The 9,853-nt window shown below is 73.0% G+C and carries 9 protein-coding genes and 1 pseudogene; 6 read left to right on the forward strand and 4 right to left on the reverse strand.

Annotated features, from left to right (window positions below; genetic code table 11):
* Window positions 1-924, reverse strand: coding sequence for a sulfate adenylyltransferase subunit CysD (cysD, locus tag GXW76_RS12165; protein WP_211862292.1), 924 nt, complete (start codon window positions 922-924; stop codon window positions 1-3).
* A gap of 152 nt (window positions 925-1,076) precedes the next feature.
* On the opposite strand from cysD, the gene cysQ reads away from it, so the two are divergent.
* Complete coding sequence (cysQ, locus tag GXW76_RS12170) at window positions 1,077-1,853, forward strand: 3'(2'),5'-bisphosphate nucleotidase CysQ (protein WP_211862293.1); 777 nt, start codon at window positions 1,077-1,079, stop codon at window positions 1,851-1,853.
* 116 nt (window positions 1,854-1,969) lie between these two features.
* On the opposite strand, the gene GXW76_RS12175 is transcribed toward cysQ, so the two are convergent.
* On the reverse strand, window positions 1,970-2,395 hold the full coding sequence (locus tag GXW76_RS12175; protein WP_211862294.1) for a PaaI family thioesterase: 426 nt from the start codon (window positions 2,393-2,395) through the stop codon (window positions 1,970-1,972).
* Window positions 2,396-2,518: 123 nt separating this feature from the next.
* On the opposite strand from GXW76_RS12175, the gene GXW76_RS12180 reads away from it, so the two are divergent.
* The 3 genes from GXW76_RS12180 to GXW76_RS12190 are packed head-to-tail and all read left to right on the forward strand — an operon-like array spanning window position 2,519 to window position 5,734.
* Complete coding sequence (locus GXW76_RS12180; RefSeq protein ID WP_211862295.1) at window positions 2,519-3,268, forward strand: SDR family NAD(P)-dependent oxidoreductase; 750 nt, start codon at window positions 2,519-2,521, stop codon at window positions 3,266-3,268.
* Window positions 3,265-4,113, forward strand: a complete 849-nt coding sequence (locus tag GXW76_RS12185) for a GNAT family N-acetyltransferase (RefSeq protein WP_246514159.1) — start codon at window positions 3,265-3,267, stop codon at window positions 4,111-4,113. The genes GXW76_RS12180 and GXW76_RS12185 overlap by 4 nt, the downstream gene beginning before the upstream one ends.
* 46 nt (window positions 4,114-4,159) lie before the next feature.
* Complete coding sequence (locus GXW76_RS12190; RefSeq protein WP_211862296.1) at window positions 4,160-5,734, forward strand: hypothetical protein; 1,575 nt, start codon at window positions 4,160-4,162, stop codon at window positions 5,732-5,734.
* A 24-nt stretch (window positions 5,735-5,758) separates the two neighbouring features.
* On the opposite strand, the gene GXW76_RS12195 is transcribed toward GXW76_RS12190, so the two are convergent.
* Both GXW76_RS12195 and GXW76_RS12200 read right to left on the reverse strand, forming a co-directional pair.
* A complete protein-coding gene (locus GXW76_RS12195; RefSeq protein ID WP_211862297.1) occupies window positions 5,759-6,295 on the reverse strand; it encodes a lipocalin family protein in 537 nt (178 codons plus the stop codon).
* On the reverse strand, window positions 6,292-7,191 hold the full coding sequence (locus GXW76_RS12200; protein WP_211862298.1) for a polysaccharide deacetylase family protein: 900 nt from the start codon (window positions 7,189-7,191) through the stop codon (window positions 6,292-6,294). Before GXW76_RS12200 ends, GXW76_RS12195 begins: the two co-directional genes overlap by 4 nt.
* 96 nt (window positions 7,192-7,287) lie before the next feature.
* On the opposite strand from GXW76_RS12200, the gene cydD reads away from it, so the two are divergent.
* Window positions 7,288-8,964 (forward strand): thiol reductant ABC exporter subunit CydD, encoded by a 1,677-nt coding sequence (gene cydD, locus GXW76_RS12205; protein WP_211862299.1) that lies wholly within the window; start codon window positions 7,288-7,290, stop codon window positions 8,962-8,964.
* A pseudogene (locus GXW76_RS12210) lies at window positions 8,964-9,853 on the forward strand (thiol reductant ABC exporter subunit CydC); the annotation flags it as partial. The gene cydD and the pseudogene GXW76_RS12210, both read left to right, overlap by 1 nt.

Consider the following 9,853-nt stretch of genomic DNA (forward strand, 5'->3'; position numbering starts at 1 on the left):
TCAGAAATACCCCTCGCGCTTCTTCTTCTCCATCGAGGCGTCCTCGTCGGTGTCGATGAGGCGCCCCTGGCGCTCGCTGGTCCTGGCCGCGCGCATCTCGGCGATGATTTCTGGCAGGGTCGCCGCCGTGCTCTCCACCGCGCCCGAGAGCGGATAACAGCCTAGGGTGCGGAAGCGGACCATGCGCATCTCCGGCGTCTCGCCGGGCTCGAGCGGCAGGCGCTCGTCGTCCACCATGATCCAGGTGCCGGACCGCTTCACCACCGGCCGCTGCTTGGCGAAGTAGAGCGGAACGACCGGGATGTCCTCGGCGAGGACGTAGTCCCACACGTCGTATTCGGTCCAGTTCGAGAGCGGGAAGACGCGGATGCTCTCGCCGTCGCGGATGCGCGTGTTGAACAGGTTCCACAGTTCCGGCCGCTGGCCGCGCGGGTCCCAGGAATGGCCGGGGCCGCGGAAGGAGAAGATGCGCTCCTTGGCGCGGGACTTCTCCTCATCCCGCCGCGCGCCGCCGAAGGCCGCGTCGAAGCCCCACTTGTCGAGCGCCTGCTTCAGCCCCTCGGTCTTCATCACCTGCGTGTGCAGCGCGGAGCCGGAGGCGACCGGGCTGATGCCGCGCTCGATGCCGTCCGGGTTGGTGTGGACGAGCAATTCCATCCCCACCTTCTTCGCCATCATGTCGCGGAAGGCGATCATCTCGCGGAACTTCCACGTCGTGTCGACGTGCAGCAGAGGGAAGGGCGGCTTGCCCGGCGCGAAGGCCTTGAGCGCCAGGTGCAGCATCACCCCGGAATCCTTGCCGATGCTGTAGAGCATCACCGGCTTGCGGAAGGAGGCGGCGACCTCACGGATGATGGCGATGGATTCGGCTTCGAGCCGCGCGAGATGCGGCGTGAGCGTGGCTTTACCTGACTGGCTCGACACGGACCCCTCGGGAGCGAAGACCGGCCCGCAGGACGCGGGCCTTGTGCGGCGCAGCGCGACGGTGCGCCCTGGCCTCTTCCCATGACCATCCGTGGCGCGCAAGTTCCGCCGACGACACTGTTCGAGGCCCGCCGCCGATGAATTACGACCCGATGACGCGCGCCCGCCTGGCCGACCGCTTCGCCGTGATCGCGGCGGAGGCGGGGACGCGGATCATGAGCATCTACGGCACCGCCTCCGCAGAGGCGAAGGCCGACGGGAGCCCGCTCACCCAGGCCGACCTTGCCGCGCACGACGCAATCCTCGAAGGGCTCACGCGTGTCTGCCCGGACCTGCCGGTGGTCTCCGAGGAGGATGCCGAGCGCCTTGAGGCGCCGCCTGTCGGCCCCTTCATCCTGGTCGATCCGCTCGACGGCACGCGCGAGTTCCTCTCCGGCAACGGCGAGTTCACAGTGAACATCGCCTTGATCGAGGGGGGCGCGCCGGTTGCGGGTGTCGTCCTTGCCCCGGCGCTCGGCCGGCTTTGGTCGGGCGCGGTCGGCGCGGGTGCGCGCGTGCGGGACGTGGCCGTAGAGGCGGACCGGCCCATCTCGGTGCGCCAGCCCACGGATGGCAGCCTCGTCGCCGTGGCCAGCCGCTCGCATCGCGACGCGACCACCGAGGCCTTCCTCGCAGGCCTTTCGGTCGCGGGTCTGCGCTCCGTCGGTTCCTCGCTGAAGTTCTGCCTGATCGCGGAAGGGGAGGCGGATGTCTATCCGCGCTTCGGTCCGACCATGGAGTGGGATACGGCAGCGGGCCAGGCCGTGCTGGAGGCGGCGGGCGGCCGCGTCGTCACGCCTGAAGGCGCCCCTTTCCGCTACGGCAAGGCAGGCGCAGCCTGGCGCAACGGTGCCTTCGTCGCCTGGGGCGGCGCGCCCCGGCCGGGTTAGGGTGGATCCCGATCAGGTGGAATCACCCGATCGGGCGAAGATGCCCGCAACGACAAGGATCCAGGGCGACTTCCGTGAGCCGGGGCGAAGGGAAGTCGCCCCAGCGCCGCGCGCGATCAGGAACGCGGCACGACCGCGGCCCAACTGGTCGTGACATGCGCGGCGATCTCGGTAGCAGTCTCGCCGCGGATCATCACCTCCCCGACGATGATCCGCCCAGGCTTGAGCACGCGCGCCTCGGCCAGCACGGGGCCGGGATCGAGCCGGCGGAGGAAGTGGATGGTCAGGCTCGTTGTCAGGCTCTCGTCGCGGCCGCCGGTCAGGCCGAGCAGCGCCGCCCACATCGCCACATCCGCCAGCCCCATCAGCGCCGGGCCCGAGACCGTGCCGCCCGGCCGCAGCAGGCTTTCGCGCCAGGGCAGGCGGCAGGTGGCGCTGCCGCCGGCGGCGGCGAGCACCTCGATCCCCCAGGCGGCCGCCAGCGGCACGCCGCGGTGCACCACATCCTGGATGGAGGCGGAGCTCGGCGCAGCGTCGTCCATGCTGTTCTTCCCGGTCATGTGTCGTGATGCTGCCCGATGCGTCGGACGCCGGCCAGGGCGTCGCTTGCCGGCACCCGATCGATGCGCGATGGAAGCATTCCGATACGAGCGAGGAGAGCGGCCATGACCGACCTGACCGGACAGGTCGCGATCGTCACCGGCGGCAGCCGCGGCATCGGCGCGGCGATCGCGCTGGCCTTCGCCGGGGCCGGTGCCGACATCGCCTTCTGTCACCTCGACGACGATGCGGGCGCGGCGAAAGTCTCCGCGGCCGTCACCGCGCTGGGCCGGCGTATCCATGCCGAATCGCTCGACGTGGCGGACAGCGCCCGGCTCCGGGCCTTCCTCGCGGCGGCGGAGGCGGCGCTCGGCTCGCCGGACATCCTCGTGACGAATGCCGGGATGAACCTGCGCGGCGCCTTCGAGGCGCTGCCGGAGGAAGCCTTCCGCCGCATCCTCGACGTCCACCTCATGCACACGGTCACCGCGGCGCAGGCGGTCTATCCCGGGATGGCCGCGCGCGGGCGAGGGCGGATCATCACGATCTCATCGCAACTTGCGTTCAAGGGCGCGGTGAACCTCACGCCCTATTGCGCGGCCAAGGCGGCGATCCAGGGCTTCACCCGCGCTCTGGCGCTCGAGGCCGCGCCGCGCGGGGTGCGTGTGAACAGCATTGCGCCGGGGCCGGTGGACACCGACCTGACGCGCGCGCGGGGCGCGGAATGGCGCGCGTCGATCGAGGCCTCGCTGCCCGCCGGCCGCCTCGGCCGGCCGGAGGAGATCGCCGAGACGGCGCTGCTGCTCGCGGGACGCGGTGGCGATTTCTACGTGGGCGCGTGCCTGTCGCCCAATGGCGGGGACGTGATGCATTGAGCGGGCCGACGATCCGCACGATGCGGCGCGAGGATCTGCCCCTCGCGCTGGACTGGGCCGCCGCCGAGGGCTGGAACCCGGGCCTCGCCGACGCCGACTGCTTCTTCGCCGCCGATCCCGAGGGCTTCCTGATCGCCGAGGCGGCGGGCGAGCCGGTCGGCTGCGTCTCCGCCGTCCGCTACGACGACGGCTTCGGCTTCCTCGGCTTCTACATCGTGCGGCCGGAGTTCCGCGGCCGGGGCTGCGGCCTGGCGCTGTGGCAGGCCGCGATGCGGCGGTTGCAGCCCGGCGTGGTCGGCCTCGACGGCGTGGTGGCGCAGCAGGAGAACTACCGCCGCTCGGGCTTCGCCCTGCTGCACCGGAACATCCGCTATGGCGCCGTCGCCCCGCGCGCGCCGCGGATCCCCGACGCGCCGAGGGTGGTGGATGCCGCCGCGCTGCCCTTCGCGGCCCTCGCCGCCTTCGACCGCGCGCATTTCCCCGCGCCGCGTGAGGCCTTCCTGCGCGCCTGGCTCACCGCACCGGGCCATGTTGCCCGCGCGGTGCAAGGCCCGGACGGGCTGCGTGGCTACGCCGTCCTGCGGCCCTGCCGGGAGGGCTCGAAGATCGGGCCGCTCTTCGCCGGGGACGGCGCGATTGCCCGTGCCCTGCTGGCTTCCCTGGTGGAAGCGGCGCCGCCGGGGCCGGTCTTCCTCGACCTGCCGGAGCCGAACGCCGATGCGGTCGCGATGGCGGTCGCGGCCGGCATGGCGCCAGCCTTCGAGACCGCGCGCATGTATGCCGGCCCGGCGCCCGGCCTGCCGCTCGGCCGCATCTACGGTATCACCAGTTTCGAACTCGGCTGACCGCGCGGCCGCTTCACGCATGTCACAGCAAGGAGAGTCTTCCAGGATGACCGAACGTCCCGCGCGCCTCCGGCGCTTCGCACGGCTCGCACCGGTCCTGCTTCTCGGCGCCGCGCCCATGCTGAGCGGCCCGGCGCCGGCCGGACCGCTGCGCGGCGCCGCGACGGACGCGCCGCTTGCGGTGCAGCGGGCGCAGTTCGGCACGCCGGCTGCGGAGGCAACGCCTGCCCTCGATCTCGCCGAGGCGGCCTCGCGACCGCCGCTTGCCGTCGGGGACGTGCTCGCATTGCGTCTCGCCCCGGGGGAAACCGCCTATATCCGCCTGCCCGAGGGTGCCGGCGACCTGGTGGCGCAGACGCGTCGCCTCGCCCGCGGCACCGACACGGTGATGGCGCTGGTGGATTCGCAGGGCCGCGTCCTCGCCGAGGACGACGACGGCGGGGAGGAGAGCCTCGCCTCGCGCATCGAGGTCGCCGCCGACCAGGCCGGTCCGTTGTTCCTGCGCGTGCGCCTGCTGGAGCGCACCGCCGGCCGCTTCGAACTCGCGCTCCAGGCGGCGCCGCCCTCCGATTCCTCCGTTTCGGCGCGGACCCTGACGGAGGCCGTGAGCCGGCCGGAACTCAGGGTCGGCGAGCCCGTCGCCGTCGAGTTGCGCGGGCGGCAGGAAGCCTATTTCCGCCTGCCGCCGGGGCTGCAGGACCTGGTCGTCGTGACGCGGCGCCTCTCGAGCGGGACCGACACGCTGCTGACGCTGCTTGACGCGAATGGCCGCGAGATCGTCGAGGATGATGACGGCGGGGAGGAACAGCTCGCCTCGCGCCTCGAGGTGCCGGCCGGCCAGCGGCGGCCGCTCTATGTCCGCGCGCGCGTGCTTGGCGTCGCGGGCGCCTTCGAACTCGTCGCCCTGCCGGATACGGCGCCGGCCACGCCGGCCTTCCCGACCAGCCTTCGCGAAGCGACGGCGGCCCCCGCGCTCGAGTTGGGGCAATCGGTCCCGCTCCGCCTGCGCCGCGGCCAGACCGCCTTCTTCCGACTGCCCGAGGGCGACATCGCCGTGCTGACCCGCAACCTTCGCCGCGGCGCGGACACGGTGCTGGCGCTGCTCGACCAGGCCGGGACCGAGATCGCCGAGGACGACGATGGCGGTGGGGGCCTTGCCTCCCGCATCGAGGTGCCGGCCTCCGAGGCTCGGCCGCTCTATATCCGCGCCGGCCTGCTCGGCGATGCGACGGGCGAGTTCGAGCTCGTCGTCGAGGCGGACGCGCCGCTGGCGGTGACCTTCCCGACCTCCCTCGCGGACGCGGCTTCCGCGGCCCCGCTGCAGCCTGGCGTGGCGGTGCCGATCCGGCTGCGGCGTGGGCAATCCGCCTTCTTCCTGCTGCCGCCGGGCGAGCACGTGGCGCTGACGCGGATGCTGCGGGACGGTACCGACACCGTCCTGGAACTCCTGGATGCCGAGGGCCGCATGCTCGCCGATGACGATGACGGCGGGGAGGAGAACCTCGCCTCCCGCCTCGTCATCGAGGGTGTCCGCAAGGGTGATGTCTTCCTGCGGGCGGGTGTGCTCGGCGACGGGGCGGGTGCCTTCGAACTCATCCTGCTGCCACCCGGCGGGCGCTGAGCGGCGCCGCCGGATGCGCGGGGGTCAGCCCCCGCGTTGCGGCGTGGCCTGCAACCGGCTGACGTCGAAGCCTTCGCGGCGCGCGATCTCCACCGCCGCCGCGTGGTCGGCCGGAGGCAGGACCGGCGTGCGCGAGAGGATCCAGAGGTAGTCCCGGCCAGGCGCGCCGACGACAGCCCACCGATAGCCGGGGTCCAGCCCGATCACCCAGTAGTCACCATAGAAGGGCCAGAAGAAGGAGACGCGGAGCCGGTCGTTGCCCGGCGCCGCGCTGTAGGCGACTGCCTCGGCAATGCGCTCCTCCCCGCCCGCCAGCGCGTTGCGGCAGCTGTTGACGACGTCGATCCGGCCGTCGGGGCGCTGCGTGTAGGTCGCCGTCACGTCCTCGCAGCGCAGCCGCGCATTGTCCTGGAATGAGGCCGGGAAGCGCGCCACCTCGTACCACCGGCCCACATAGCGGGCGAGGTCCACCTGCCCCACGGTGCGCGGCGTGGTTTGATCGGGTTGCGTGGCACAGGCGGCCGCGAGCAGCGGCAGGGCGAGCAGGGCGCGGCGAATCATTTGTCGTCTCCCGGAATGGTGCCGTCGGGCAATGACAGCACATGGTCGAGCACACCGCCTGCCGTGGTGATCCACACCGCGCCCCGGCGCGCGGCGATGCGGGACAGGGCACGCCGCAACTGCCGCAGCCGGTAAGGCTGGCCGACGAGGTAGGGATGCAGCGCGACGCCCATCACCTGCGGCCGGCCGTCGCGCACCTGCAGCAGGCGCTCCTCGAAATCGTCCACGATCATGTCCGCGAACTGGGCCGCGCCATCCTTGCGGGCGACGATGGCGGGGATGTCGTTGACCTCCTGCGGGTAGGGGATGGCGAGCAGCCGCCCGCCACGCGTGCGCATCCAGATCGGCGCATCGTCGGCGCACCAGTTCAGCGTGTAGGCGTAGCCCGCCTCCGCCAGGAGGTCCGGGGTCACGCGCGATTCGGCGATCCATGGGGAGAGCCAGCCGCGCGGCGCCCGTCCCTCGTGGTGCAGGATCGCCGCGGTGCTCTCGGCGATCAGCGCGCGTTCCTCGGCTTCGGGCAGGACCGACTGGCGTTCGGAATTTGTCCTGCCGTGGCCGGCGATCTCGTCGCCGCGGGCGCGATGCGCCGCCACCAGGGACGGCGCATGGTCGTACATGGCGGAGTTGAGCAGTATGGTGGCCGGCAGGCCGAGTTCGTCCAGCAGGGCCATCAGCCGCCAGGCGCCAACCCGGTTGCCATAGTCCCGCCAGGCGAAATTCAGGACATCCGGCTGCGGCCCGGCAGGCGCCAGTTCGGCGCCGAGCCCCTCGCCGAACGCGAAATGCTCCAGGTTCACACCCAGGTAGACCGCGAGCCGGGCCCCGCCGGGCCAAGTGTAGGCCGCGCGCATCGGCCAGGGGTGATAGTCGTAGCGCCCGTGGGTCGGCAGCATCGGAACCCTCCTGCCGCACCGTGATGGGGCCGCCCGGGCAGGGCGGCAAGATGGGCCCCCGTGGCGGCGAGGCGCCGGATGGCCTAGTGTCGCGCCATGGCAACCTCCCCGGCGGGTGCGGAGGCCGGGGCCGCGGCGCTGCTGGCGCGGGAGGCCCGGTTCGAACGCGCCCGGCTCATCCCCCCTGTCCTGATCGGCCTTGGCATCGCGGCCTGTGGCATCGGGCAGGCCCTGCTGATAGCGCGGCTGCTGGCTACCTTGCTCGGCCGCGCCGAGGCGGGCTGGCACGACCTCGCCGCCGCGGGCGTCCTGGCGCTGCTGATGGCAGTGCTCGGCATCGCGCAGGAACGGGCACAGATCGCGGCCGGCGAGGACGCGAAGGCGCGCATCCGCGCCACCGTCTTCTCCCGCCTGCTGGCCGCTGGCCCCGCGGACGAACGAGCCGTCGGCGAGAAGAGCGCCCTCGTGGTCGAACGCGTCGAGGCGCTGGAGGGCTACTTCGCCCGCTGGTTGCCGGCGGCGGCGCTGGCCATCCTCGGACCCCTGCTGGTCGCGGCCGCGGCGGCGCTGGCCGATCCGGTGAGCGGGCTGATCCTGCTCGGCGCCGGGCTGCTGGTGCCGGTCGCGCAGGCGATCAGCGGCATCGGCGCGGGGGTGGCGAGCCGGCGACAGTTCAGCGCCTTGCAGCGCCTTTCGGGCCGCTTCCTCGACCGGATGCGCGGCCTGCCCGTGTTGGTCCTGTTCAACCAGCAGGAGGCCGAGGCGCAGCGCCTGGGCGCCGCGGCGGAGGAACTGCGGTCGCGGACCATGCGCGTGCTGCGGCTCGCCTTCATCGCCAGCGGGGCCATGGAACTGATCGTCGCCATCGCGCTGGCCTCGCTCGCCTATCGCCACGGGGCGCTGGTGACGGGTACCCATCCTGCGCCGGTCACCGCGCTGTTCACCCTGCTGCTGGTGCCGGTCTTCTTCCTGCCGTTGCGGGCCTTCTCCGCGGCCTATCACGAGCGGATGGCCGCGCAGGGCGCGGCAGCGGACCTCGCGCCGCTGCTCGCCGCGCCGGAGCCGGAAGGCCTGTTGCTCGAGGAAGTGCCGCCCAAGGTGACGGTCACATTCCACCAGGTGCAGCTCAGCTACGACCCGTCGCGGCCGCCCGCCCTGGACGGTCTCTCATTCCGTGTCCTGCCGGGCGAGACGCTGTTGCTGACCGGCCATTCGGGCTCCGGCAAGACGAGCGTGCTGCGTATCCTGATGGGCTTCCGCAGGCCGGATGGCGGGCGCGTCGCCTTGAACGGGCACGACGTCACGCAGCTTCGGCCAGCCGAGTTGCGGCGCCTTTCTTCCTATGTCGGTCAGCGGGCGCAGATCTTCCGCGCCACCATCCGCGAGAACATCCGCTTCGCCCGCCCCGAGGCGGATGACGCCGCAGTCGAGGCGGCGGCGCGCGCCGCCCAGGTGACGGATTTCGCCGCCGACCTGCCGCAGGGCCTCGACACGTTGGTGGGCGAGGGGGGCTTCGGCCTCTCCGGCGGCCAGGCGCAGCGCGTGGCCGTGGCGCGCGCCTTCCTGCGCGATACGCCGCTGGTGCTGCTGGACGAGCCGACGGCGCATCTCGACCCGGGCACGGAGGCCGCGGTGCTGAATGCGATCCGGCGGCTCTGTGTCGGGCGCACGGCGATCGTCGCCACACATGCGCGCGCGGCACGCGGGCATTTCGGCCGGGTGCTGGAACTCCAGGCCGGGCGGTCGGCCAGCGATCGGATGGCGGGGGACTGATGCGGCACGATATCCTGCGCGTCCTCGGCCTGTGGCGCGGCCGGACCGGCTGGCTTGTCGCCGGCCTCGCGGCGGCTGTGCTCTCGGCGCTGGCGGGGGTGGCCCTGCTGGTCCTGGCGGGCCGGGTCATCGCCGGGGCGGTGGCCGGCGGGCAGCCGGTTGCGGCCGCCCTGGGGGGGCTCGGCCTCGCCGCGCTGCTCTGGCTGCGGCCGGTCATGCTGTTCCGGCCGGTCGCGCGCTACCTCGAGCGCCTGGTCACGCACGAGGCGACCTTCCGCGCGCTGGCGGATATGCGCGTCTGGTTCTTCCGGCGCCTGGCTCAGCGACTGCCGACCGGCCTCGGGCTGCGGCGCGCGGGCGACCTGCTCGGCCGTCTCGTCGCGGATGTGGAATCGCTCGACGGGTTGTATCTGCGCGCCCTCGTGCCGGCGGCAGCATCGCTTGCCGTGGTGCTGGCCATGGCGCTCGTGGTGGGCGCGGCCGATCCGTTGCTCGCGGCATGCCTCGCCCTACCCTTGGCGGCGGCGCTGGGACTTCCGCTTCTGCTTGCCCCGGCGGCCATGCGCAGCGGGGAGGCCGTGGCCCACGCGCAGGGCGCGCTGCGGAGCGCAGTGGTGGAACCGCTGACCGGCATCGAGGACACGCTCGCGGCGAATGGCGAAGCCCGCGCAGCAGCCCGCGTCGCGGCGGAAGGTGCTGCGCTCGCGGCGGCGCAGCGCGGCCTCTCCCGTCGCGCGGCCTGGGGCGGCGCCACCGGGTCGCTGCTGACGCAGGCGGCGCTGCTCGGCAGCCTGGCCTGGGCCCTCGCCGCCGGGGCGCAGGGACTGGCGGCGGGGTTGATGGCAGTCTTCCTCGCCATCGCGGCCGCCGAGGCGCTGGGGCTGATGCC

Origin of the sequence: Neoroseomonas soli, assembly GCF_018129065.1 — a bacterium.
In the GTDB taxonomy this organism is placed as follows: domain Bacteria; phylum Pseudomonadota; class Alphaproteobacteria; order Acetobacterales; family Acetobacteraceae; genus Neoroseomonas; species Neoroseomonas soli.

Bases quoted from the DNA above. Each gene is read 5' to 3' on its own strand.
- cysQ (WP_211862293.1), top strand. From the start codon at position 1,077: ATGACGCGCGCCCGCCTGGCCGACCGCTTCGCCGTGATCGCGGCGGAG.
- GXW76_RS12175 (WP_211862294.1), bottom strand. From the start codon at position 2,395: ATGGACGACGCTGCGCCGAGCTCCGCCTCCATCCAGGATGTGGTGCAC.
- GXW76_RS12180 (WP_211862295.1), top strand. From the start codon at position 2,519: ATGACCGACCTGACCGGACAGGTCGCGATCGTCACCGGCGGCAGCCGC.
- GXW76_RS12190 (WP_211862296.1), top strand. From the start codon at position 4,160: ATGACCGAACGTCCCGCGCGCCTCCGGCGCTTCGCACGGCTCGCACCG.
- GXW76_RS12195 (WP_211862297.1), bottom strand. From the start codon at position 6,295: ATGATTCGCCGCGCCCTGCTCGCCCTGCCGCTGCTCGCGGCCGCCTGT.
- GXW76_RS12200 (WP_211862298.1), bottom strand. From the start codon at position 7,191: ATGCTGCCGACCCACGGGCGCTACGACTATCACCCCTGGCCGATGCGC.
- cydD (WP_211862299.1), top strand. From the start codon at position 7,288: ATGGCAACCTCCCCGGCGGGTGCGGAGGCCGGGGCCGCGGCGCTGCTG.